We start from the raw sequence: 25,955 nt of genomic DNA, 5'->3' as shown, positions 1-25,955 counted from the left end.
GATTCGTCATCCTATTTTCTTTAGGGGGAAATATGTATTATATCGCATACGGAAGTAATTTAAACAAAGAAGAAATGAGAAATCGTTGTAATGATGCGAAGTTTGTATCTTTGGCAAGACTTGAGGATTATACACTTACATATCGTGGAAATCCTGGAAGAGCTTATCTAACGGTAGATAAGAAAAAAGGTGACTTTGTACGAGTAGCTGTATGGGATGTGAGTGAAAGTGATAAGAAGAGTCTAGATGAATATGAAGACTATCCATATTTGTATAATTGTTTTGAAGAAAAGGTATCATTAGAAAATAATAAAACAATCACTGGTTTTATCTACCAAATGTATGATCATTTTCCAATATGTAAACCGAGTGACTCTTATATGGAACGTTGTAAACAAGGATATCGAGATATGGGCTGGGATGATTCAATTTTAGATTTTTAATGAATTTTAAAGCTTGATGTGCAATAATAAAAAGAAAATAAGGGGACTTTTAAAATGAAAAACTGGAGATACTTAATTTTAAGCTTGGTTTTATCCTTGTTTATTCATTATTACATCACATCTGTTTTAATGGACATCTTTGGTATGAACTGGTATCCAATTCAATTTGTCGTATTGTGTATTGAACTAGTGGTTATATATGATGCTTTAATGTTTTTTACAAAAAACTGGAATGTAAAACATCGAGCGATGTTTTTCTTTGCGTATTACTTATTTTTGATAATCGCTCTATTGATTCGATACGATCAGGGCATTAGTATTATTCAATTAAATCCTTTTGCCTGTCTTAGAGAAATCTATTATGGATCTTGGGCAGAATGGATCGTATTCGCATTTAATATAGGCTATTTTATGCTCATGCCATGGGTGAATGGACTATTTATTCGCTCAAACAAAGAAAATTTCATTGTTTCTGTATTCATTAGTTTTCTATGTGAATTTATGCAGCTGATCTTTCATAGAGGCGTATTTGATTTAGGGGACATTTCATTATATGTAGTTGGAATCTTGTTGGGAATTTATGTAAAAGAAAAGTACCGTGTCCATTTAAAAGAAAAGAGTGAAGTACATGACAATTAAAACGGTAGCGATATTCGGTGCGGGAGCTGTTGGCTCCTATTGTATTTATGGTTTATCAAAGTGCGATATACAATTAAGTGTCATCGCAAGAGATGAACGAAATGAGAGATTAAAAAGGAATGGGTGTTTAATTAACAATGTCACTTATCATCCAGAAGTATTAACGCCCAAAGAAGCACATGGTGTAGATCTACTCATTGTATGTTTAAAATATAATGCTTTACCAGATGCTTTAGAAGATATTCAACAAATCGTGGATGAACATACTTTAGTGATGTCTTTAATGAATGGTGTGGATAGTGAACAAATTATTGGGAATCAGGTTGGTATGCAACATATGGTGTATTCGTTGATTAAAGTTGCAAGTCATAAAGAAGACTTAGGATATGTATTTGATCCAGAAACAACGATTGGAATTGTGTTGGAAGAAAATAAGGAAATCGATGAATTGTTTAGTCGAAGCAATTTACGCTATCGAACAACTTCATATATTCAGGAAGAAATATGGAGTAAGTTTCGTTTAAATGTAACGAAAAACTTACCTCAAGCCATTCTTGGAGCTGGTGTTGGATGTTACTCGGATAGTGATCATGTGAAAGCTATACAGTCTGGATTAAAGGATGAATTAGAGGCTATCGCAAAAGCTAAAGGTATTGATATGTCGAAGGCTGATCCAAGTGCTACACGTGGTAGTGCAGTGCCTAAAACAGCCAGGTATTCTACGCTACAGGATTTGGATGCCAAAAGACATACGGAAATTGATATGTTTTCAGGGGTGATAATAAAGATGGGAAAAGAATTAAATATTCCAACGCCTTATAATGAATTTGTATATCATATCATCAAGGCTATGGAAGAAAAAAATGACGGTTTATTTGAGTATCAATAAAGAGAAGTGAATAATCACTTCTTTTCTTTTAGTATATAGAATGTATATTTACCTTTACCATGTTGACTGATTTGACCTTCTTTTTTCATTCTATTTGATCAGTTTTTTTTAACCATTCTACCCATACTAATCAATAAATGAATTTGTTTTCTTATTGTTGCATACAATCCTTCTTAATGATAATGAACAAGTAAAAGAAGATTGACAGAGAATAGAATATTGCATATTTTAATAATAAAAGATGGGAATGCTTATGTTGATGTTTGAATTGGAGGTGTTGATAATGAAGGATTATGTTGCGCATTTGGATAACAAAAAAAGAATTACTCTTAGAGGAGTGACTTATCAATATTACAATGTTAAAGAATATGGAAATGGTTGTATTATTCTCGAACCTCGTGAATTGTCAGTGCCAAAGAGCATTTCATCTAGAACTTTGGCAGATATGGACCGTGCAGTAAGTAATTTTAAACGTGGAGATGTTTCTTCGGCTATTGATTTGTCGGATTTTTCAAAGGAATAATAAATGAATGAAAAAGAAGTGATGTTACTCACTTCTTCTTAGTCTAGATTGTATAATTTCTTGTATTTTTTGATTAAATAATCTGTGTAATAGTCTGGATTGAATGGTTCACCACTTACTTCTTCTACTATTTCAGCCATAGATTTACTTGCGGCATAATGGTGTACATTGTCTTTTAACCAGTTTGTGATTTTTTCAAAGTGATTTGTTAATAGGGCTTCTTCTACATCAAATTGTTTTTCCATTGTTGCATACAATTGTGCGGCATAAGCACTACCCAATGCGTATGTTGGGAAGTATCCTAAATAGCCTGTAGACCAGTGCATATCTTGTAAGACACCTTCTTTATAGTTTGCAGGACGAACACCTAAATATTCTTCGTATTTATCGGCCCATAGTTCTGGTAGCTTATCATAGTCTATGTTGCCTTTCGCAATTTCTTTTTCGATTTCATAACGAATCATAATGTGTAATGGGTATGTTAATTCATCCGCTTCTGTACGAATCAAAGCACATTCTGTCTTGTTGATCATGTTTACTAACTCGTCAACAGACACATCTTTGAATTCTGGGAATAAATTTACTAATTGATCATAATTGGCTTGCCAGAATGCGTGACTTCTACCAACGTGGTTTTCTAAAAAACGAGATTGCGATTCGTGTGCAGCCGAACCTACAGCTTGCGTTAGCATGGTTCCTTCAAAGGCAGGATCCATTTGTAGTCCATAAAGAGCGTGTCCATATTCGTGTACAGTTGAAAGGATAGCACTTAAGAATTGATCTGGATAGTAGTGTGTTGTGATACGAGTATCGTTGCTTGAGAAGAAATCTGTGAATGGGTGTTCTGTCGTTGAAAGGTATACTTTACCAAAATCTACTTTCATGAAGTCACAAATAACATCCATAAATTTTTCTTGGCGATCCACTGCATAAGTTTCATGAAGTAAGTCATCATTGATTTGTGGCTTGTTTTGAATTTCATGAATTAATGGAACCAATTTTTCTTTTACATTATTAAAGAATGCGTCATATTTTTCTTGTGTCATTCCTTTTTCGTAACGGTCTAACAATACATCATATGCATTGTTTCCATTAAACTTAGGGTCATATTCTAAAAGGTGTAAAGTCTCTTTCATGATTGCTTGTAAATGAGGTTTGAAATGTTCATAGTTATCCGCTTCTTTAGCTTCGTGCCAAGCTAATTCGCTATCGGCTTTAACTTTTACATAATTTGCGTATACATCACTAGGAATATTTTCAGATTGAGCTAAGGATTCAAGACGATAGTCGACTTCTTTCTTTTCCAAACTTCCTTCTGGCAATGTTTTTGCGTATTCCTTGATCTTTTTGATTGTTTCTGGATTATTTTCAATGATGAATGCTTGTTTAGATAGTCTAGACAACATTTCATTTGAATAAGGAATTCCTTTCTTTGGCGCAATTGTCATTTGTTCAAAATAGATTGTTGAGAATGCCAATGAGAAGGCATCTAATGTTCTTTCGTATTCTTGATAGAATGGTTCAAATTTTAACATGGTTAAATCCTCCTGCTTGTATTGTAACACAAAGAAAAAAATAGTCATTATATAATGAAAGCGAATTTTCAAAATGATGATATAATACATAAAAAGGAGTAAAGAGTATGGACGCAATTTTTAATCGTACAAGTATAAGAAAATATAAACAAGAATCATTAAAGAAAGAAGAGATTGATTTAATTTTAAAGGCGGCATTTAGTGCTCCTAGTGCTAGAAATAGTCAGCCTTGGCAGTTTATTGTTGTTGAGAATAAAGATACATTAAAGGATTTAAGTCAAATGACACCCTATGCATCCTTTCTAAAAGATGCAGCTATGGGAATGGTTGTTTGTGCGGATAAAAATAAGAATGATAGTTTGGATTATTGTCAACAAGATTTGGCAGCAGCTACAGAGAATATGTTGGTTGAAGCAAAAAGCTTGGGTATTGGTTCATGCTGGCTGGGTGTGTATCCGAACGAAGAGCGTTATTTGGCTTTAAACCAATATTTTAAACTGCCTAAGGGAATTGTTCCAATGTGGATGATTTCATTTGGATATATTGATCAAGAAGAGGCTGTAAAAGATAAATTTGATAGTTCGAAGGTGCATTATGAAAAGTATTAATATTGTAGAGTGTAAGAATGAAAAAGATTTAAAAGAAGTAGCTATTCTTGCCGAAAAGATTTGGCATGAATTTTTTCCTGGAATCATTTCAGAAGCACAAATTGATTATATGGTAGATAAGTTTCAGAGTTTTGATGCCATGCAAGACCAAGTAAAACATCAGCAGTATCATTATCATAAGGTGTATGAAGGTGATGAGTTAGTTGGATATATTGGTTTGCAGAATCAGCCGGATCGTTTATTCTTGTCAAAGCTGTATTTAAAGGATTCAGCTAGAGGAAAGCACTATGCATCTAAAATGTTTGAGTATGTAAAGAAACAGGCAGAAAAGTATTGTTACCCATCTATTTATTTGACTTGCAACAAATATAATAAACATAGTCTAGCTGTATATGAGAAGTTTGGCTTTCAATGGATCGATTCTGTACAGACAGATATAGGAAATGACTTCATCATGGATGATTACATCTTGGAATATCGATTAAATCGTATCTAATTTTGAAAAACATGCAAGAATATGATATTGTCAAAGGGTGATTAAAGAGGGATGTTGAATATGGATATGAAGAAGATACAGGAGTTACCAACTCCAGAAGATTTGAAAAAGGAATTTCCTTTGCCTTATAAGGTGCAGAAAATTAAGAAACAAAGAGATCAAGAAATTGAAGATATTTTTACTGGAAAAGATGATCGTTTAATTTTAATTATTGGTCCTTGTAGTGCAGATCGCGAAGATGCGGTTTTAGACTATATGAATCGTTTGGCTGTATTACAAGAAAAAGTTAAAGATAAGATTTTTATGATTCCACGTGTTTACACCAATAAACCTCGTACAAAAGGTGTTGGATATAAGGGAATGTTGCATCAGCCAGATCCACATTCCAAAGAGGATATGTTGAAGGGAATCATTGCGATTCGTAAGCTGCATACAGATGTTGTAACACAAACTGGTTTTACTTGTGCAGAAGAGATGTTGTATCCAGAAAATCATGCGTATTTATCAGATTTATTAGGATATGTTGCGATAGGTGCACGAAGTGTGGAGAATCAACAGCATCGTATTGTGGCTAGTGGTGTAGGAATTCCTGCTGGAATGAAGAATCCAACAGGTGGAGATCTTACAGTTATGATGAATTCTATTGTGGCAGCGCAAGCCGATCAAAGATTTGTATACCGTGGCTGGGAAGTACAGACAGATGGAAATCCATTGGCTCATGCGATTTTAAGAGGATATGTGGATAAGTTCAATCATGCGCATGCGAATTATCACTATGAAGATTTGATGGAGTTGATTCACTTATATGAAAAATCTGATTTAAAAAATCCGGCTTGCATTGTAGATTGTAATCACTCGAATTCAAATAAACAATATTTAGAGCAGATTCGTATTGCCAAGGATGTTATGCATTCTAGAAGTAAATCGGAAGATATCAAAAAGCTAGTGAAGGGCTTGATGATTGAGAGTTATTTAGAAGACGGAAATCAGCCAACAGATGGAGATGTGTATGGAAAGTCAATCACAGATCCTTGTCTTGGCTGGGAAAAAACAGAACAGTTGATTTTAGATTTATATAATCTATGTGATTAAGAGAAGCAAATTTTGCTTCTTTTCTTTTTTGGTTAGATTTTTTATTTTAAAATAGGCAAAAATTAAATAGTCATTTATAATTAAAGTATCAATATGAGGGAGGTATTTCAATGAATCAACTTCTTCAAGAAAAAAGAGATGCCGAAAATTTTTTGCGATTAATAGCACCTAAATATGCAGCGGTTTATATTTTAGATCGAAGTACAGATATTTTTCGTGATATTTTAGCTCCAGAAGCATTTCGTGCTTTTGCCAAAGACACAAAAGGTTCCTATTCAGAGGCGATGCGATTATATCGAGATTATTATGTAGCTTGTGATTATCAAGAAGTGATTGATCGAGTCTTGGACTATGATTATGTATATAATATTTTGTCTTCTGGAAATCAAGTGAATGTTACGTATCGTAAAAAGGATGGTACCTTGATTCGTCTGAAAATTGATCGGTATTCAGATAATGATGAGAATACTTCTATATGGGTTTATACAAATGAAGACAGTGAAGATGCACTATATGGAGAATTAGGTGAGGCTCGTTATCGTATTCGGTTTGATAATAATGAAAAACCAGTAGAGTTTATAAGTAGTGAAAGTCTGTCTGAAATGCTTTATGGACTAACAAATGAGGCGCGAATTCCATTTGTGAGATTGTGGGAGCATATGCATCCGCAAGATGTGGATAGTGTAAGAGCAGAATTGAAAGAGATACATATACTTAAAGATCCTGAGGCAACCTATGAAGCGGAATTTCGACTTCAAAACAAAGAACAACAGTATCGTTGGTATCGTGCAATTGGAAAGCCTGTTTTAAATGAAAAAGGAAAGATAGTAAGTGTTTGTGGATTCCTTATTGATATTCAAAAGCATAAGGAAAAAAACCTTCTTCAACAGCGTTTTATTTCTGGTTTGAGTTATGAATATGTCACGGTATGGGTGATCAATCATGATTTAACGATTGAGTTGTATCAACAAACAAAAAAAGGTGATCATATTGCTCAAGAAGCAATCGAGGAGTTTGCCAAAGAAAATAATTATCAAAAGAGCATGGAGAAATATGCTTCAGAATATGTTTGTGAAGAAGATCGAGAGGATTTTTTAAGAAATGTGAATTATCGTGTCGTTCGGGAACGAATCAAGACAGAAAAAGTATATCCGGTTGTTTTTCAAAGAAAATTTAATGGAAAAATAGATTATTTCCAGGCTTGTTTTGCGCAGATATCGGAAGAGACAGATGATTTTGTATTGGGCTTTAAATTGGTGAATGACATTGTTGAGCATGAAAAAGAAAGAAATGATCGATTGGAAGAAGAAAAACAAATTCTAGAAAGTCTAAGCTCTGACTTTACGGCTATCTATTATTTGGAAGTTAACAGTGGTAAATTTGAATCTGTTCATATTCAGGATGAAACCAATGCGAGTGAATTAATAAAAAGTTGTTTAGAGTATAAAGATTTTTATGAATATGCTTATCAATATGCGATGCGTTATATTCCTAAAGATGAGCAGCCTGAGTTTTTATGGTGGTTTTCTCGTGATAATTTAAAATCCTTGTTAAAAACACAAGTGAGTCTAACGCAGAATTATCGTTGTTATCCAAATGCGCAAAATCATCAATATTTTGAAACGAAAGTTGTTAAGGTAAGTGAAGATGAAAAGTCGTGTCACGCATTACTTGGGTTCCGTTATATTGATGATATTATCAAAAAAGAAAAAGCAACGCAGAAAAGGTTGCAGAATGCCTTAGAGGAAATAAAAAGGAGTAATGAAACGATTTCTACAATTGCGAAAAGTTATAGTTCAATTTATAAAGTTGATTTTGAAACAGATACATATGAAAAAATTTCAGGAAATGACATTATTCCTAAAACGGGGTGTGCATCTGAAAAAATGTTTGATGTATGTGAACAGGATGTTGCACGAGAATATCGAAATATCATCCATCAATTTGCGAATATAGAAACATTAACTTCACAACTTGAAAAAGAAGAAGATGTTTTGGCTGAATATCGAATGGCGGACGGCAACTGGCATAAATTGCGTATTATTGTTTCCAAAAGAAATGCGAACGGAAAAGCGATTCAAGCCATTGCGACAATTCGTATAATTAGTGAAACAAAGCGTAAAGAATTAAATTTATTCTTTGAAGCAGAACAGGCAAAGCGTGAGGCAAAAATAAAAACGCGATTCTTACAGAGTATGTCTCATGATATGCGTACGCCATTAAATGGTATTGCGGGTATGCTTCATATTGCAGATCAAAATCCAAAGGATTTAGAATTACAAAAAATTACTCGAAATAAGATTCATCAGTCGTTAAATTATTTGATTTCTTTAGTCAATGATGTTTTGGATATGAATGATTTAGAAAGTGATAATTTTACAGAGGAAGAAGTTGATTTTGATATTACTAAATTATTAGGAAACATGAATATTGATGCACAACAATTGGCACAAGAAAAGAATATTCAATATGTTTTGGATTGGTATGAAGGTCAATTGAGTCATTCAAGTTTTAGGGGATTTCCAATATATCTTTCACGAATATTATCGATAGTTGTACAAAATGCCGTTAAATTTACACCAGAAAATGGAGAAATTCATGTATGGATGAATGAGAAATGTTTAGATGATTCGACATCGCTTTTAGAATTTAGATGTAAAGATAATGGTATCGGAATGAGTCAAGATTTTATTCAACATGCCTTTGATTTATTTGCGCAAGAAGATAGTTCTAGTAAATCCACATATCAAGGTACAGGTCTTGGTTTGTCTATTGCCAAAAAGCTTGTGGAGTATATGCATGGAAATATTCAATTGGAAAGTGAAAAGGGAGTAGGTACAACTGTCTATATTCAGATTCCTTTTAAGTTAGGAAAATCAATTGAAAACAAAAATAATAGGAATCAACAAATATCGTTAGAAGGTTTATGCGTGCTAGTGGCAGAAGATAACGACTTGAATATGGAAATCGTTGAATATATGTTAGAACGTAATAGTATTCAGGTTGTATGTGCAAAAGATGGTCAAGAAGTAATAGATTTATTTGAAAAGAGTGAAGTAAATGAATTTGATTTTATTCTTATGGATATCATGATGCCAAAAATAAATGGTTTAGATGCGACAAGAAAGATTCGTGCTTTAAAACGATTGGATGCAAAGACAATTCCAATCATTGCGATGAGTGCGAATGCATTTGTAGAAGACATAATGAATAGTAAATTAGCAGGTATGAATATGCATTTGGCTAAGCCTTTGGATGAAACAAAGCTGATTGAAGCTTTAAAACAATGTAAAAAGGATGAAGATTTCAGATAATCTTCATCCTTTGTCTTAGTATTCTTCTTTTGTTGATATTTCAGCTGGCTTATTTAAGATATACATAAATTCTTCGCCTGTAATAGTTTCTCTTTCATATAAGAATTTGGCGAGTTCATGTAACTTCATCTTGTTGTCTTCTAGAATTTGATAAGCCTCGTCATGTGCTTTTTTAATTAATGCGATGGTTGCCTCATCAATCTTAGTAGCTGTTTCATTTGAACAAGCTAAGGATGTATCGCCACCCAAATATTGGTTGTTTACTGTTTCTAAAGCTGTCATACCAAATTCATCAGACATTCCTAATCGTGTAATCATGGCTCTGGCTAGTTTAGTGGCTTGTTCAATATCGTTGCTCGCTCCACTTGTGATCGAATTAAAAATTAATTCTTCAGCACAACGACCACCTGTATACACCATAATTTTTTGGAAAGCTTCTTCTTTTGATAATAGGTTTTGTTCATTTTCTTCTACTTGCATAGTGTATCCCAAAGCCCCTTTTGTACGAGGGATAATTGTAATCTTATGAACGGGAGCCGTATTTTTACATTTGGCAGCGACTAGAGCATGTCCTATTTCATGATAAGAAACAATCATTCTTTCTCGATTTGAAATCACAGCCCCTTTCTTTTGTTCACCCGCAATAACGATTTCAATGGCTTCTTCTAAGTCTTTTTGAACCACTGTTTTACGATGGTCACGAACGGCTAATAAAGCACCTTCATTAATGATGTTGGCAAGTTCGGCACCACTGGCACCTGCACTAGCTCTAGCGATAACGTTAAAGTCAATGTTGTTTGAGCACTTGATGTCTTTAGCATGTAATTTAAGAATGGCTTCACGACCGGCAAGATCAGGGAGTTCAACAGGAATTCTTCTATCAAAACGACCAGGACGCGTTAAAGCAGGATCTAGTGAATCAGGACGGTTTGTTGCGGCAAGCAATACAACGCCTTTGGAACCATCAAATCCATCCATTTCAGCAAGTAACTGGTTCAATGTTTGTTCACGCTCATCATTACCATTCATGCCTGCACCATCACGCTTTTTACCAATGGTGTCAATTTCATCAATAAATACGATGCATGGTGCTTTTTCACGAGCTTGTTTGAATAGGTCACGCACTTTAGCAGCTCCTCTACCGACAAACATTTCTACGAATTCACTACCTGAAATAGAGAAGAATGGAACACCAGCTTCACCGGCAACAGCTTTAGCAAGCAATGTTTTACCTGTTCCAGGAGGACCTACTAATAAGGCTCCTTTAGGCATTTTGGCACCAATCTCTTTATATTTAGCTGGATTGTTTAAGAAGTCCACAATTTCTTGTAGGTTTTCCTTCGCTTCTTCTTGTCCAGCAACATCCTTGAATGTTTTTCCTGTTTGTTCACCAACATAGACTTTGGCATTGCTCTTTCCTAGATTGCCTAAGCCAAAACCAGAACCTTGTGAAAATGACATTTGATCATCTCCACCCATTTTCTTTTGCATACGCTTAAACATCCATGATCCAAATGCCCAAAAAATGATTAATGGTAAGAAAAAGGAAATTAGACTCGATAGAATGGGATTCATTTGTTCTTGATAAACTTGTCCAAATTTAGCTCCGGATTTATCTAATCGATTGACTAAATCTGAATCATTCATAACACCTGTTTTATAAGTTTTGTCTGTTGAGTCTTTCTTTAAAGTGTAATAAATATTGTGATCTTCAATTTGAACGGTATCAATCTTCTTTTCTTCAATTTTATTTAAGAAATCTGAGTAGTTTGTGGTTTCAAGCCTTGATTGTTGAAACATAGGGAATACGATAAAGTTTAAAGCCATAATAACAATTAATATAATTGTGTAATATCTGTATAAAGGCTTCTTTTGTTTATTCATGAATGTTCCTCCTTAATAAATTGATTACATTATACACCTTATTAGCACTTTCGCAAGTGGAGTGCTACGTGTTCCATAATTCCACATAATTTAAAAGAAAATGATATAATAGAAATGTTTATGGAGCTATATTATGAAGGTAGTAACTTTTGGAGAAATCATGCTTCGTTTAAAAACACCAGAAAACTTGCGTATTATGCAAAGTGATGGTTTTGAGGCGAGTTATGGTGGTGCAGAGGCCAATGTTGCAGTGAACTTAGCAATGTATGAAGATAAATGTGCTTTTGTATCTAAAGTACCAAACAATCCAGTGGGAATGTCTGCATTAAGTGAAGTTCGTCATTATGGTGTAAATACGGAGTATATGCTTCGTGGAGGCGATCGTTTAGGAATTTATTTCTTTGAAAAAGGAAGTGATATTCGTAGTACAAACGTTGTATATGACCGTGCATTTAGTGCTTTTTCATTATCTCAGCCAAGTGAATATCATTGGGAAAATATCTTAGAGCCAGGAGATGTTTTCTATTTTTCAGGCGTTACTCCAGCTGTATCTAAATATGTTGAGGATACAGTAAGAAGTGCTTTGAAGTATTGTAAGGAAAATGATATTCAAGTTATTTGTGATTTGAACTATCGTGGAAAAATGTGGTCTAAAGAACAAGCACAAGTTGTCATGCGTGATTTAATGCAGAATGTAGATGTATGTATTGCCAATGATGAAGATTTTGAAGCAACACTAGGAATTCATGCCTTTGATGGTAACTTATCTACAGGTATTGATCAGATTGATACTTATAAAGAAGGTATGTTAGAAATTACTCGTCAATTCCCAAATGTGAAGAGTGTGACTAGTGTATTAAGAAATATGTATACTGTAGAAGAAGGAGATTGGATGGGCATCTATTATGTAGATGGAAAGTTCTACCAAAGTCCAATTCATAGAGTACATAGTTTAGAAGCTGTGGGGGCAGGAGATGCCTATGGTGCTGCATTTGTGCATGGACTAATCAATGGATTTGATCCACAGAAAACAGTCGATTTCGCAATCAGTGCTAGTGTATTAAAGCTTATGATTCAACATGATTTTAATGTGGTAACACAAGAAGATGTATTTAAAATCATGAATTCTAAGAATACAAACTTATCTAGATAGAGTAAAAGATACCAATTCATAGTGAACTGGTATCTTTCTTTCTAGTATTGAATGTAAAAATCATTCTCATAATAATCAAGTGGAATCTCTTTTTCAGTAATCGAATCAATCTGAATACGCTCAATGTTTTGAAGAGATAAAATGACTTTATTAATACTTTCTAAGTTTCCCTGCAATTGCGCGGTTACACTACCATCATCATTATTTTTGGCATAACCGGTAATACCTAATGGTTTAGAATGGCTTTGTACTTCAAAACGAAAACCAATGTTTTGAACATTTCCTTCAAAATGAAATTCTTTACGAATTGTCCCTGGTGGCAATTCTCTTTTTATTTTCTCTTTCTTTTTAAAAAATTTAAACATAATTAGTATCCTATTCTATATACATTATAAGGTCTTATCGTAAAAAATTCTAATATAGTTATAGTTATTTATAAGATAACCAGAAATTTCCTTTGTGGTATACTTATAAGGATAGCGAGTCTATCTAAGGAAGTAAGCTTTACACAGATATTAAAAAGTAACACATTAAATGTGGTAAAAAATTTTTGATTATCAAGAAAATTACCACATTAAAAAGGCGTGAGTTTTTACGTAAGCGTATACAATTTATGTTATTTTTTTAGTGTAAGGTGATGAGGTGAGTATGAAAGAAGCAAAAAAACAATACTATAATACAGAAATACTAAATTGTCTTATTGATGGAGATGTTGTATCAACGCAGCAAATTGCAGATGCGGTTGGTATGTCTGAAAAATCTATCCGAAATAAAATTTTTGATATTAATGAATATCTTCAAGAGAACGATATGGGTATCATTCAGAAAAAGCCTCGTGTTGGAATGTGGTTAGAATGTACGGAAGAGCAGAAACAAAAATTACAGTCGGTTTTAATGAATCGAAATACGGTAGTTGTCAAAGATGATGATAACGATCGTGTAATGGAGCTTTTAAAAATATTCTTTAAGTTAAGACCATGGGAAACAATTACTACACAAAGGCTAACGGAAGAATTGTATTTGAGTGCACCTACCGTGTTGAAGATTATTCGCGAATGTGAAAAATGGTTAGCTCCATATAAAGTGAAAATTGCTAATGAAAAGAATAGAGGTTATCGCTTAGATTGTAATGAGAATGAATATCGTGTCGCAATGAAGGATTTTATCATGAGTGATTTTGATAACGAAAAAATCAAATCTAACATGGATTATTTTTTCTATAACATGGATACGAAGTTGATTCAAAAATCAATTATTGAAACTGAAAATGAATGGAATTATCGATTTACCGATGAGTCATTTTATGAAATCTTTATTTATTGTTGTATTGCATATCAGCGTAGAGAGATTGAATCGCCAAAGGTTGAAGATCGAGGAGAAATCCAAATCTTACAAAAATACAATGAATATCCATTCACAGTGGCAATATTTAAGAAGTTACAGGAAAAACTACATGTATTCTTTTCAAATGAAGAAGTGTTATTTTTAGCCATTCAAATGATGTGTTCAAAATTCATTGGTATTTCAGCTGTAGATGAAACACTTGAACAGGTACAGAAATATGACAATAAATTAATTGAATTTGTAGATATGTCGCTTCATGTTGTTGGTAATATTTTGGATGTTGATTTATCGCAGGATGAAAAACTAAAGGAAAGTTTGATTATACATTTAAGACCAACGATATTTAGAATTCGTATGGGTTTATCTCAAACAAATTCATTAGTACATTTCATCAAGTCTGAATATAAAACGGTATTTAGAGCTACGATGTCCATAAGTATTATGTTTGAAGAATATTATGGCCTTCAATTAACAGAGGATGAAGTAGGTTACATTGTTCTCTATATACAATCAGCACTTGAAAGAATCAAACGTCATTTCAATGTATTATTAATTGCTGATTTTTCAAGAGGACATGCACAACTATTGACAGAACGATTAAAAAAATCAATTTCAGAAATCAAAGAGATTCGTGTTATGAGCGCGCATGACTTTAAATTATATGGGGATAAAACAAGCGATGTGATTATCACGCAAAAGGAATTAGATGTAAAGGATTCTCGGATTATTGTGATTCCAAACTTACTTAGTGATAGTGGAATCGTAAGTCTAAGAGAACAAATTGATGTGGTACTAAAAAGCAGAGATGAAAAAGTAACATCATTTTCTCCAGAGTGTTATCCATTATTGGATCCAGATTTGATTTTTGTACATCAAAAATATGAAGATAAAGAATCACTATTAAGTTTTATGTCATCGGCAATGGCAAAACGTGGATATGTTTCAACAAATTTCTTTGAAACATTAATGGAAAGAGAAAAAGCCACAACAACTTCGATTGGAAACAATATTAGTGTAACGCATGGTGCACAAAGCGAAGTGATTGAACCTAAATTATCAATTGCCGTATTAGATAAACCAATACGCTGGAATGATGATGAAGTTGATCTTGTATTCTTGTTAGGATTTAAAATGACAACTCCAGAAGATATCAAAAGAATCCAGTGTTTCTATAAGGAATACATTTCAATTATAGAAAGAGAAGAAAATTTGAAAAAAATTAAATCAATGAAATCAAACATAGATTTATATAAATTTTTAATTCAATAGGAGGTAGAAGGAAATGGAATTAAAAGACGTATTAGATGAAAGAATTATCGATTTAAACATGGAGGCAAAAAATAAGGATGAAGCAATTCGTCATTTGGCTGCCAAATTAAAAGATGCCAATTATATTGGAGATGTTGATGAATTTGTAAAAGATATCTATCTTCGTGAATCAGAAGGTGTTACTGGTATTGGAAACTTTGTTGCGATTCCACATGGAAAAAGTGATTCTGTAACACAGGTAGGAATTGCGATTGGTAAATTAAACAATGAAATCGAGTGGGAAACATTAGATGGCCAAGGCGTAAAACTTATTTTCTTATTTGCCGTAAGCAATGATCATGAATATGCAAGAAATCATATGAAGTTATTGGCACAGATTGCTGGTAAATTAGGAAATGATGAAAACATCGAAAAATTATTAAACGCAAAAACAGTAGAAGAACTAAAAGAAGTATTTAACTAATTGGTATATGATGAAGCAGATCTTGTGGGTCTGCTTTTTTTCTGTGATTAACAAATAAAAGTTACCACAATTAAATCCGGAAATTTAATACGGACATTTGAAAAAGTACCACATTAAAAAGTCTTTCCATTTTATTTTCCGGAATAAATTACCACAATAAAATGCCCTCTATTAATGTGTAAGAAAGCGCTTTCCGTTGTATCATTTAGACAGTTAAAGAGAGGACATAAGTCCTAAAGAAAGGAGATAGTAATATGAAAATTGTTGCCGTTGCTGCTTGTACATCAGGTATTGCGCACACTTATATTGCTAAAGAAAAATTGATCCGTGCCGCTGAAGCATTAGGACACGAGATCCACGTGGAAACACAAGGTACTATTGGAACTGAAGATGAATTAACTCCAGAACAAATCCAAGAAGCGGATGTTGTTATTCTTGCAGTTGATATTCAGATCACTGGTACAGAACGTTTCAAAGACAAAAAGGTTGTTAAAGTTGGAACTAGCTTAGTAACTAAAGCGCCTAAACAATTGCTTGAAAAAGTAGAAGCAGAATTAAACAAAACTAAATAAGCTTAATAATAAAAAAGGAGAGTAAAAAATGAAAAAAGCATTAGCAGAAATTAAAAAGCACTTGCTAACAGCGATTTCTTACATGTTGCCACTAGTTGTTGCATCTGGTTTGTTAATTGCCGTTGGTAACTTAATGGGAGGAGAGGTTGTAACAGATCTTAGTAAGATGACTGTTCCTAGCGCATTCACTTCACTTGGTGTTCTAGGTATGGGATTATTACCATCATTCATTGGTGGATACATTTCTTATTCTATCGCTGACCGTCCAGGTATTGCCCCAGGTTTCTTAATGGGTCAAATCGCATCATTCTTAGGAGCAGGATTCCTTGGAGGAATGATTGGTGGTTTCGTTGCTGGTTATATTGCATTAGCTATTCGTAAATATGTAAAAGTTCCTAAATGGGCTGAAGCTTTAATGCCAATGATGATTATCCCAACATTAACAGCTATGATTGGTGGATTATTAATGTACTTCGTATTAGGTGGACCAATCACTGCTATGACTAACGGATTGAATAACTTCGTAACTGGATTAGACCAATCTCAAAAAACATTATACGGATTCATTATTGGATTCATCGGATGTATTGACTTCGGTGGAGCAATCAGTAAAGTTCCTAACTTAATTTGTGATGGTTTATTATTGGATGGAATTACAGAACCAGAAGCAATCAAAGTATTAGCTGCTATGGTACCTCCAATTGGTGTAACTTTTGGATGGTTGTTATCAAAAGCATTGAAGAAGAGAATCTTTACAGCTCAAGAAGAAGATGCAATCAAAGTTGCATTCCCAATGGGATTATGTATGATTTCTGAAGGTGTTATCCCTATCGCAATGAACGACTTACTTCGTACAGTTGCTTCAACTTCAATTGGATGTGGTGTTTGTGGAGCAATCAGCTTTACATTCGGTGTTGGATCTAAAGTTCCATCAGGTGGAGTATTCGTAATTCCAGCAATGTCAAATCCATTTATTGCAGTAGTTGCATTATTAGCAGGAAGCTGTGTAACAGCAATCTTATTAAATGTATTGAAGAAAAAATTAACTGATGAAGAATACGTTGGCGGATCTGTTGAAGAAGAAGAAGCTGAAGTAGATTTATCAGGAATCTCATTCGAATAAAAAAATTAAAGTTTAAGAAGAAGGATAAAAAAATATGTATGTTTCAATGAAAGGAATGCTTGAAAGAGCAAACCAAGGAAACTACGCAGTGATGGCTATAAATTGTTTTAACATCGAAACGACTCGTGCATGCATTGAAGCTGCACAGTCGCTTCGAGCACCAATCATTATTAACATTGTGCAAGAACACATGGTCAATCATTGTGATAGTGATTTAATTGCTCCAATTGTAAAGAAATTGGCAAATAGAGCAAGTGTGGAAGTTGCACTTAACTTCGATCATGGGCAAGAGGTGCCTTTATTAAAGAAGGCGTTGCACGATGGATATTCAAGTGTAATGGTAGATGCTTCCAGATATGATTTGGAAGGTAACATTAAAATGACTCGTGAAATTGTTGAGTTTGCTCAAGAATTTGACGCATCAGTTGAAGGTGAAATAGGATGCATGGGAGCCACTGAAGGAGAAGAATTCACTAGTGATCAGATGAAAACGAATCCTCAGCAAGCATTACGATTTGCACAAGAAACAGGTATTGATGCATTAGCTGTATCATATGGATCAAGTCATGGAAATTATCCTGAAGGATATGTTCCGGAATTTGATTTTGAAAGATTAAAAGAAATTAAAGAACTTACAAAAATGCCACTTGTATTACATGGTGGATCTGGTTCAGGTGATGAAAACATCTTGAAATCAGTAAAATATGGAATCAACAAAATTAATGTTGGTTGCGACTTTATGAATGCGAATACAGAAGCAATCAAAAAACACTTAGCAGCAGATCCAGACATCAATTTCTGGGTTATGATGCACCAGGTTGAAAAAGAAAGTCAAGAATTAGTTAAACACTATATCCGCTTATCCGGATCAGAAGGAAAATCTTTATAGTTTATATAGGAGGTAACATATTATGTTAATGAACATGAAAGATTTGCTAACAGTAGCACAAAAGAACCACTTTGCAGTACCTGCATTCAACATTGGATCTGACCAATTGTTAAAAGCAGTTATGAAGACTGTGAAAGAATTGAAATCACCAGTTATTTTGGAAATGAGTCCAGATGAATTCAATTTCGTAGGATATGCACAAATTCAAGCTATGCTTTACGAAGCAGCTCATACAGATGTTCCTGTATGTATTCACTTAGACCACGGTGATTCATATGAAACTGTAGTACGTGCCATCCAAGCAGGTATGACATCAGTAATGATTGATGCATCTAAACTTCCTTACGAAGAAAACGTTGCTATTACTAAAAAAGTTGTTGAAACAGCTCACATTGCTAACGTTTCAGTAGAATCAGAATTAGGTACAATTGGTACAACAGGTAACTCTATTGAAGGTGGAACAGAAGGTGTTATCTACACAGTTCCTGAAGAAGCAAAACAATTCATTGAAGATACAGGAATTGATACATTCGCATGTGCTATTGGTACAGCTCACGGTATCTATCCAAAAGATATGAAACCAAAATTACGTATTGATATCTTAAAAGACATCACTAACCAAGTTTCAGTACCATTAGTATTACATGGTGGATCATCAAATAAAGATGAAGAAATCGCTGAAGCAGTTAAGAACGGTATCTGCAAAATCAATATTTCAAGTGATATTAAAGTTGCATTCTACGAACAAGCACGTAAAACATTAAATGAAAATCCAGGATACAGAGAACCATTAGAAATCTATCCTGCAGCTATGGAAGCATGTGGAAAAGTATGTGCTGACAAAATTAGATTATTTAACTCTCAAGACAAAGTTAAATGTTATTACGAATAATAGTAAAGTAGCAGATAATTACGTATAAAAGGAAACCTTGAGTTTCCTTTTTCTATAGAATGGAGAATATAAAATGAAATATGCAGTCGCAATTGATATTGGAGGAACCAATACACGAGTAGCGTTGATTGATGAAAAATATAAAATTGAGGAAAGAGCACAATTCTCTACGGATGCCGACAATCCAGAGGTTACCCTATTTAAAATTAAACAGGCCATCGATAGCTTTGATAAAGAAATTGTTGGAGTAGGAATGTCATGCCCAGGTCCATTGGATTTGATTGAAGGAAAAATTTTAACTACACCAAATCTACACGGAGAGTGGCATGGACTTTGTATCACAAAAGAATTAGAAAAATTGATTCATAAACCAGTCTATTTAGAAAATGATGCAAATCTTGCAGCTCTTGCAGAAGCTATAATTGGGGAAGGAAAAGAGTATAATATTGTTCAATACTTAACTGTTTCCACAGGACTTGGAGCAGGACTTGTTATTAATAAAAAAGTATTCCAAGGAGCTCATGGATTTGCGAATGAAGTTGCCAATGTATGTTTATGGAATAATGGACCAAGTCACGGAAGTATTTATCCAGGCGGCGTAGAAGCTATCTGTAGTGGAACTGCCATTGAGCAACGTGCAAAAAATGCAGGATTAATTGTAGCTCATGCAGGAGAAGTTAATGATTTAGCTTTAAAAGGAAATTTAGAAGCACAAAAGATTATGGACGATGCTAAATTGTATTTGGCAAACTTTATTGCCGGTATTCAAGCATTTATTGATCCAGAAATCGTAATTCTTGGTGGATCTGTAGCTTTAAAGATTCCTGGATTTGTAGAAGAAGTTGAAAGCTTAGTGAAGACAAAGGTATATCCAGTAGTTGAACCATTAGTAAAAGTAAGAAAATCAACTCTAAATGAAGATAGCGGACTATTAGGAGCTGCTTGTTTAGCATTTAATAGTTAATACACAATAAAATGACCGATATTCAGTGGGAGTGAAATATCGGTCATTTTGTTATATATAGTAACAGACGACTAAAAGTTAGACATTTTAATGTAAGTATATTGTTGTGAATAGGAGAAATAAATACATGATAGTAATCTGTTGCTACCAATAATTGGTTTATCTTTGAACGCGGCCTGAACCGTCTCCACCAGCTAACTTCAACACTTCGTTCATGCTTACCATGTTGAAATCACCTTCGACAGAGTGTTTTAAACAACTTGCGACTACCGAAAATTCGATTATTGACTTTGCATCATATCCTTCTAGACTGGCTGCAATCAATCCAACACCAAAGCTATCTCCACTACTGACTCTGTCTACAATCTGCATATTATATCTTTTTGAGAAATAGTAATCTTTTCCATCATACAACATGGCTGACCAGTTGTTGATATTCGCATTGATAGACTCTCTTAATGTGATAGCTACTTCCTTATATCCTTCGCGATTCCAATAGGATATCCATATTTAATAATAGGCTGATCCTTTTTAATATCTTTCAACGTAAATTTATGTCCTTGGGCAATATCTTCAATAAGTGTAGTCTCTTGACCATCGACATTACATATAGTCCCTTTTTCTAGAGAATATAGTGCAACAGCTACCAAGTCGTTAAAATGAATCTTATAAATTTTTGCACCATTTCTACCTGACTATATTTTAAATGTTAGATGTAAGTACTTACATAGAACAACCCTGTTTTTTGAATAAAGCAATAGAAAAATTTAAAAAGCTTACAAATAAGTATGTTTCATATCTGTTTTTTGATAAAATATAGAAAAAGAGATAATAACCCCTTAAATACAAGTGTGAAAACGATTCCAAAAAAAACTTGACTTATGAAATGTGAGTGGCTACAACAAGAAATATGATGTAAGTACTTGCAATTCTCAACATGTTGGAATAGGGTTGAGGAGTGAAACAAATATGAATATTTATGACATTGCCAAATTATCAGGCGTATCCATTGCGACTGTATCGCGTGTAATCAATAACAGTCCTAAGGTTTCAGAAAAGACAAAAAAGAAAGTCTGGGACGTTATGAATGAGTATGATTACACACCCAACGTATTTGCCAGAGGTTTAGGTTTAAATTCGGTTAAAACGGTTGGGCTAGTTTGCCCAGATGTATCCGATCGTTATATGGCGAGTGCAATTGCGTATTTAGAAAAGAATTTACGCAAGTATGGATATGATTCAATTTTGATGTGTAGTGGCTTTGATTATGAAGGAAAAGTAGAAGCTGTAAAAATATTATTGGATCGAAGAATCGATGCGATGATATTGGTTGGATCACATTATGCAGGAGATTGTGGACAGGATGATATTCAATACCTACAGGATGCTGCCGAAAAAGTTCCTGTCGTACTTATGAATGGTTACGTTCGTGTACCGGGTGTATATTGTGTTTTAACAGATAATTATAAAGCGGTTTATGATACTGTATGTAATCTAATCGAAGTTGGAAGGAAGAAAATTGTGTTTTTGTATGATGCCAATTCGTACAGCACAACAAAAAAATTAGAGGTATATCAAGATGCACTGATTGATAATGGTTTAAAGGTGCAGGAAGAATACAAGGTGCTTATGCCAAATAATGTATTAAAGGCAAGAGATTTATTGGCAAAGAAAAAATTGGATTTTGATGCCGTGATTGCCAGTGATGATGCGATGGCTGTTGGTGCACTTAAATATGTGCATCAAATCAATAAGTCGATTCCTGAAGATGTCAATATCGTTGGATTCAACAACTCAGAACTATGTGTTTGTTGCAATCCTGAAATGAGTTCTATTGATTCACAAGAAGAAGAATTAAGTGAAATTGCGGTTGATTCGCTTATTAAAGTTCTTGCGGGAAAATCAGTTCGACAAAAAATGGAGATTCCATGTATATTTTTTAGGCGAAATACAACACAGTTCTAAATATTAAGAGGATTACTGTGAAGTCGAATAAAAAAGTACTTGGATGTTTCCAAAATAGTGATGCGATTGGAAAGATTCAACAAGGATCAGCATGGTGGTTCAATGACAATAAAACAGGTATGGAAAAACAAATGACGTCTTTGGCAAACCTAGGATTATTAGGTAATTTCTTAGGTATGTTGACAGATTCAAGAAGCTTCTTGTCTTATTCAAGACATGAATATTTCCGTCGAATCATGTGTAACTTAATTGGTACATGGGTAGAAAATGGAGAGTATCCTTATGATAAAGAAAACTTAACTGAAATCGTTAAGGGTATCTCTTACAACAATGCCGTTCGTTATTTTGGATTTGATTTATAATAGTTTTTGAGAGAACTTTGATTCAAGGTTCTCTTTTTTAGTGTCATAATTTAAAAATATGACACTTTTTCTATTGAAATGAAGTCAAAATGAGTCAAGTCTGACTCAAAACGGGGTAAAAAAGCATAAAAAGGTGTCAAAATCTGAAATTATGAACCAAAACACGCTAAAAAAGTAGTGAAATGAGTCAAAATTTAAAATTTTGAACCAAAACATGCTTAAAAAGAAGTGAAATGATTCAATATTTGAAATTATGGCATTTTTTTGGATTTTGAGCATGCTAAAAAATTGTGTGATTTAAACTCATCTTCATGTTTCCCCTAGAAAAATGTAATTTTATTTAAATATTCCCCTAGAAAAGTGTTAAATACAGTGGAATATTCCCCTAGAAAAATGTAAAATCAGATTAAAGGAGGAAGATTCTATGTATCGATATATATATAATGATTTAGTCGAATGGAAAAATAATAGCTACCGCAAACCTTTGATTTTAAATGGTGCAAGACAAACGGGAAAGACTTGGATTTTAAATGAATTTGGGAAAAAAGAATATAAAAATGTAGTGTATATTAATTGTGACAATAATAATGAGATGAAAGAAATGTTCTATGATTTCGATGTGAATCGTTTGATCTTAAGCTTTTCAGCTCTTACAAATACGCGAATTGAAAAAGAAAATACATTGATTATTTTAGATGAAATACAGGAATGTCCATTAGGATTAACGGCATTGAAATATTTCCAAGAAGAAGCCTCGGAATATCATATTGTTGTGGCAGGAAGCTTATTAGGTATCACTTTACACCAATCAACAGGATTTCCAGTGGGAAAAGTGGATCAATTAACGTTGTATCCCATGTCATTTAAAGAATTCTTGTTGGCTTTAAATGAAGATATATTGGTAGAACAGATGGAACACCATAATTGGAAAGAGATGGATGTGTTCCATGAAAAGTTAAAGAATTATTTAAGGCAATATTATTATGTTGGTGGTATGCCTGAAGTTGTTAAATATTATGCTCAAACCAAGGAAATATTTCATGTTCGCGAAATACAAAATAGAATTCTTTTAAACTATCGACAAGATTTTTCAAAACATATACCAGGAAATTTATTGACCAAAGTAAATTTAGTGTGGGATTCTGTTCCTGCACAATTGGCAAAGGAAAACAAAAAATTTATATATGGAATGCTAAAAAAGGGTGGGCGTGCAAAAGAGTTCGAGGATGCGATTCAATGGCTTGTGGATGCAGGCTTGGTGTTTAGGGTAAATCGCATAAATAAAGTATGTATGCCACTTAAGTTTTATGAGGAGTTCAATGCATTTAAACTGTATCTGCTCGATCTAGGACTTCTTGGCGCAATGGTGGATGCTCCCGCAAAAAACATTTTAATAGGAGATAACGTTTTTAAAGAATATAAGGGTGCTTTTACGGAGCAATATGTTGCTCAACAAATAGTGGCTTGTAATGTAACTCCAAAATACTATAATAATGAAAATTCAACAAATGAAATTGACTTTGTAGTTCAATTAGGAAATGTATATCCAATTGAGGTTAAGGCAGAAGAGAATTTAAAATCAAAAAGTATGAATACATTATTAAATGAGAATGAGGATATGGAAGGGTGGAAATTTTCAATGTCTTCATATCGTACTTTTAAACAAATCATAAATATTCCTTTGTATGATGTGGATGAATGGATATTAATGTATAAAGAAAAGATGTTGGAAATTTAAACCAACATCTTTTTAGGTTCTACCTGTTTTCATTGATATATTCATTTACGCTTTGTTTGACAATATTGAAGTTGACTTCACCATATTGTAGTAGGGCATTATGGAAGTCTACATTGTCAAATTTAGATCTTAATCTAGATTTGGCTGTACTCTTTAAATCTACGATTTGAAGATATCCATAATAGTAAGATAAGAATACAGTTGGATTGTCTGCCAATTGATTATAAATACTTTCTAATCCGTCTGAACCAAACATATCACCATATTCATTTTTAAAATCATTGAGTGACATACCATCATAATGAATGCTAATATCCATTAAGACAATGTATAGATTGGTAAGAATATTGTTTAAGTTATAGGCTTCTAATAAATCTTCATTATTATCTAAATAATGTAAAGACATGCTTTCCATATAAGTAGCCCATCCTTCAGACATACCTAGATTGTTGTAGAAGAATTGAATTGGATATTTTAAATGTTCCTTATTGTATTGCGCTTGATACATATGTCCGGCAATACCTTCATGAGCCAATGTTTGATAAAGTGTTAAGCTGGATGGATCATCGCCATAATCACGTTTGTTGTAGCGCATCTGATAGTTTTGTGAATAATCCAATGCGGGTGTAATAAAGTAGGCAACAATTCCACTGACAGATTGATCTTCTGGTAGTGCCTTTAAATCATATTTCATGGTTTCTACTTCTGGAAAATCCTTTTTATAGTTCTTTTGAAGGCTTTCTAGAATTTGATTTACATCTGTAAAATCCGTTGAAGCAGAGTCTAGTTCATACGCAATCATGGGATTGGCTTTATATAGTTTTTGGAATTTAGTGATGGCCGAATTGATTGCGGATTGTGTATTCTCTTTAATTGTAGAAATAGAATCAGTAGAACTTGTCGCATTTTCAACTAATACTTCATAGTATTTCTTACCATTTTTATAGTTGGATAATCCTTGTAATGGCTGTACTTTGGATTGAAGAGGAGTTAACGTATCTAACATAGCCTGATAACTTGGAAAGAAATTTGTATCCATAGCTTCTTTGACTTGTGCTTTATAAGATGTTGTTTTTTCTTCATCCAGATTTAAAGTTTCAATCGCATTATATAATGCACTTGTGACTGAACTATTCTCTTTATTATTGATTACGTCTTGAATGTCTTGTGTAACAGAATCATAGTCAAATTGTAACGTATTCTTATCTGCTTGTTCTTTTGTGTATTCCAACACATCATTTGTATAGCGAGGCACATCGTTGATGAGTGTAATCAAATCTTGGATGTCTTTTTCACTGCGTAAAATGTATTCTGAAAAAACAGAAATCAAGTTTTGGTGAAGTCCACTCATTGTGCTCCAACAATTATTCAAATACTGAAATTTCTTGTTTTCTGTTTTTAAACTCAATTCATTCTCATACTTTAATTCATCGTAGATAGTTTGTTGTGTCTTGTCTAAAGTACTGCGATTAAACTTGTTTAATTTCTTTTGATCTTCTTTGATTTCTTCTGTATTGTCCGTATAAAATTCGCCAAGACTTACCTCTACTTTATTGATATCAATACCATAGTCTTCTGGATGTTCAAAGAATTGGTGCATCGTTGTATAGTCGTTTTCGGCATATTCAACAACTAACTGGTTTGTGTATTTTGTGAAGTCCTTGTTTTCTTTAGCTGCAAACGTGTTATCTTGCATAGTCGTTGAGCCACATGCAGTGAGTGATAATACGGTAAAGCTAATAAATAGTTTTTTGAATGTATTTTTCATGAGAATCCCCTTATTTTCAAAAAAGGACTG

At 33.4% G+C, this 25,955-nt stretch carries 22 protein-coding genes and 2 pseudogenes; 19 read left to right on the top strand and 5 right to left on the bottom strand.

Annotated features, from left to right (window positions below; translation table 11 throughout):
- Nucleotides 1-32: 32 nt before the first annotated feature.
- The 4 genes from DWY01_RS00860 to DWY01_RS00845 all read left to right on the top strand — a co-directional run bounded on the left by DWY01_RS00860 (nt 33) and on the right by DWY01_RS00845 (nt 2,494).
- Entirely contained in the window at nt 33-443 is a 411-nt protein-coding gene (locus DWY01_RS00860; RefSeq protein WP_117992455.1) for a gamma-glutamylcyclotransferase family protein, read from the top strand.
- A 54-nt stretch (nt 444-497) separates the two neighbouring features.
- Entirely contained in the window at nt 498-1,082 is a 585-nt protein-coding gene (locus DWY01_RS00855) for a VanZ family protein (RefSeq protein ID WP_117992454.1), read from the top strand.
- A complete protein-coding gene (locus DWY01_RS00850) occupies nt 1,072-1,971 on the top strand; it encodes a ketopantoate reductase family protein (protein ID WP_117992453.1) in 900 nt (299 codons plus the stop codon). The genes DWY01_RS00855 and DWY01_RS00850 overlap by 11 nt, the downstream gene beginning before the upstream one ends.
- Before the next feature lie 283 nt (nt 1,972-2,254).
- Nucleotides 2,255-2,494, top strand: a complete 240-nt coding sequence (locus DWY01_RS00845) for a hypothetical protein (protein WP_371412807.1) — start codon at nt 2,255-2,257, stop codon at nt 2,492-2,494.
- A 38-nt stretch (nt 2,495-2,532) separates the two neighbouring features.
- On the opposite strand, the gene DWY01_RS00840 is transcribed toward DWY01_RS00845, so the two are convergent.
- On the bottom strand, nt 2,533-4,029 hold the full coding sequence (locus tag DWY01_RS00840) for a carboxypeptidase M32 (protein ID WP_117992452.1): 1,497 nt from the start codon (nt 4,027-4,029) through the stop codon (nt 2,533-2,535).
- A 107-nt stretch (nt 4,030-4,136) separates the two neighbouring features.
- Here DWY01_RS00840 and DWY01_RS00835 point away from each other — a divergent pair, with 107 nt between their 5' ends.
- The 4 genes from DWY01_RS00835 to DWY01_RS00820 all read left to right on the top strand — a co-directional run bounded on the left by DWY01_RS00835 (nt 4,137) and on the right by DWY01_RS00820 (nt 9,539).
- On the top strand, nt 4,137-4,637 hold the full coding sequence (locus DWY01_RS00835; protein ID WP_117992451.1) for a nitroreductase family protein: 501 nt from the start codon (nt 4,137-4,139) through the stop codon (nt 4,635-4,637).
- Nucleotides 4,624-5,133 (top strand): GNAT family N-acetyltransferase, encoded by a 510-nt coding sequence (locus DWY01_RS00830; protein WP_117992450.1) that lies wholly within the window; start codon nt 4,624-4,626, stop codon nt 5,131-5,133. Before DWY01_RS00835 ends, DWY01_RS00830 begins: the two co-directional genes overlap by 14 nt.
- Before the next feature lie 60 nt (nt 5,134-5,193).
- Nucleotides 5,194-6,225, top strand: a complete 1,032-nt coding sequence (locus DWY01_RS00825; protein ID WP_199519810.1) for a 3-deoxy-7-phosphoheptulonate synthase — start codon at nt 5,194-5,196, stop codon at nt 6,223-6,225.
- Between the two features lie 110 nt (nt 6,226-6,335).
- Entirely contained in the window at nt 6,336-9,539 is a 3,204-nt protein-coding gene (locus DWY01_RS00820) for a PAS domain-containing hybrid sensor histidine kinase/response regulator (RefSeq protein ID WP_117992449.1), read from the top strand.
- Between the two features lie 15 nt (nt 9,540-9,554).
- Here the strand turns inward: DWY01_RS00820 and ftsH are convergent, their stop codons facing one another.
- Nucleotides 9,555-11,423 carry an ATP-dependent zinc metalloprotease FtsH gene (gene ftsH, locus DWY01_RS00815; RefSeq protein ID WP_117992448.1) on the bottom strand — a complete coding sequence of 623 codons (1,869 nt, stop codon included), beginning with the start codon at nt 11,421-11,423 and terminating at the stop codon, nt 9,555-9,557.
- 133 nt (nt 11,424-11,556) lie between these two features.
- On the opposite strand from ftsH, the gene DWY01_RS00810 reads away from it, so the two are divergent.
- Nucleotides 11,557-12,576 (top strand): sugar kinase, encoded by a 1,020-nt coding sequence (locus tag DWY01_RS00810; protein ID WP_117992447.1) that lies wholly within the window; start codon nt 11,557-11,559, stop codon nt 12,574-12,576.
- Nucleotides 12,577-12,617: 41 nt separating this feature from the next.
- Here the strand turns inward: DWY01_RS00810 and DWY01_RS00805 are convergent, their stop codons facing one another.
- Nucleotides 12,618-12,941 carry an acylphosphatase gene (locus DWY01_RS00805; protein ID WP_117992446.1) on the bottom strand — a complete coding sequence of 108 codons (324 nt, stop codon included), beginning with the start codon at nt 12,939-12,941 and terminating at the stop codon, nt 12,618-12,620.
- A 283-nt stretch (nt 12,942-13,224) separates the two neighbouring features.
- Between DWY01_RS00805 and DWY01_RS00800 the strand changes: the two genes are divergently transcribed.
- The 7 genes from DWY01_RS00800 (at nt 13,225) to DWY01_RS00770 (ending at nt 20,092) form a co-directional block, all read left to right on the top strand.
- On the top strand, nt 13,225-15,189 hold the full coding sequence (locus tag DWY01_RS00800) for a transcription antiterminator (protein WP_117992445.1): 1,965 nt from the start codon (nt 13,225-13,227) through the stop codon (nt 15,187-15,189).
- A gap of 13 nt (nt 15,190-15,202) precedes the next feature.
- Nucleotides 15,203-15,652 (top strand): PTS sugar transporter subunit IIA, encoded by a 450-nt coding sequence (locus tag DWY01_RS00795; RefSeq protein WP_117992444.1) that lies wholly within the window; start codon nt 15,203-15,205, stop codon nt 15,650-15,652.
- Between the two features lie 254 nt (nt 15,653-15,906).
- Nucleotides 15,907-16,224, top strand: a complete 318-nt coding sequence (locus DWY01_RS00790; protein WP_117992443.1) for a PTS fructose transporter subunit IIB — start codon at nt 15,907-15,909, stop codon at nt 16,222-16,224.
- Between the two features lie 28 nt (nt 16,225-16,252).
- Nucleotides 16,253-17,347: a PTS fructose transporter subunit IIC gene (locus tag DWY01_RS00785; RefSeq protein ID WP_117992442.1), complete on the top strand. Its 1,095-nt coding sequence runs from the start codon at nt 16,253-16,255 to the stop codon at nt 17,345-17,347.
- A gap of 34 nt (nt 17,348-17,381) precedes the next feature.
- Nucleotides 17,382-18,236 carry a class II fructose-bisphosphate aldolase gene (locus tag DWY01_RS00780; RefSeq protein ID WP_117992441.1) on the top strand — a complete coding sequence of 285 codons (855 nt, stop codon included), beginning with the start codon at nt 17,382-17,384 and terminating at the stop codon, nt 18,234-18,236.
- A 22-nt stretch (nt 18,237-18,258) separates the two neighbouring features.
- Nucleotides 18,259-19,128 carry a ketose-bisphosphate aldolase gene (locus DWY01_RS00775; protein ID WP_117992440.1) on the top strand — a complete coding sequence of 290 codons (870 nt, stop codon included), beginning with the start codon at nt 18,259-18,261 and terminating at the stop codon, nt 19,126-19,128.
- A 73-nt stretch (nt 19,129-19,201) separates the two neighbouring features.
- On the top strand, nt 19,202-20,092 hold the full coding sequence (locus DWY01_RS00770; protein WP_117992439.1) for an ROK family protein: 891 nt from the start codon (nt 19,202-19,204) through the stop codon (nt 20,090-20,092).
- Between the two features lie 159 nt (nt 20,093-20,251).
- Here DWY01_RS00770 and DWY01_RS00765 read toward each other — a convergent pair.
- Nucleotides 20,252-20,575: pseudogene (locus tag DWY01_RS00765) on the bottom strand (sugar kinase); the annotation flags it as partial.
- Between the two features lie 486 nt (nt 20,576-21,061).
- Between DWY01_RS00765 and DWY01_RS00755 the strand changes: the two are divergent.
- From DWY01_RS00755 to DWY01_RS00745, 3 genes and pseudogenes are all read left to right on the top strand, one after another.
- Nucleotides 21,062-22,057, top strand: a complete 996-nt coding sequence (locus DWY01_RS00755) for a LacI family DNA-binding transcriptional regulator (RefSeq protein WP_117992437.1) — start codon at nt 21,062-21,064, stop codon at nt 22,055-22,057.
- A gap of 35 nt (nt 22,058-22,092) precedes the next feature.
- A pseudogene (locus DWY01_RS00750) lies at nt 22,093-22,419 on the top strand (glucuronate isomerase); the annotation flags it as partial.
- Nucleotides 22,420-22,843: 424 nt separating this feature from the next.
- Complete coding sequence (locus DWY01_RS00745) at nt 22,844-24,157, top strand: ATP-binding protein (RefSeq protein ID WP_117992436.1); 1,314 nt, start codon at nt 22,844-22,846, stop codon at nt 24,155-24,157.
- Nucleotides 24,158-24,176: 19 nt separating this feature from the next.
- Here DWY01_RS00745 and DWY01_RS00740 read toward each other — a convergent pair whose 3' ends face one another.
- Nucleotides 24,177-25,925: a DUF885 family protein gene (locus DWY01_RS00740; protein ID WP_158553624.1), complete on the bottom strand. Its 1,749-nt coding sequence runs from the start codon at nt 25,923-25,925 to the stop codon at nt 24,177-24,179.
- Nucleotides 25,926-25,955 lie beyond the last annotated feature (30 nt).

Origin of the sequence: Eubacterium sp. AF22-8LB, assembly GCF_003458715.1 — a bacterium.
GTDB lineage: Bacteria > Bacillota_I > Bacilli_A > Erysipelotrichales > Erysipelotrichaceae > Holdemanella.
Note: the sequence above shows the minus strand (reverse complement) of the source record. Positions and strands in the feature narration are given on the sequence as shown.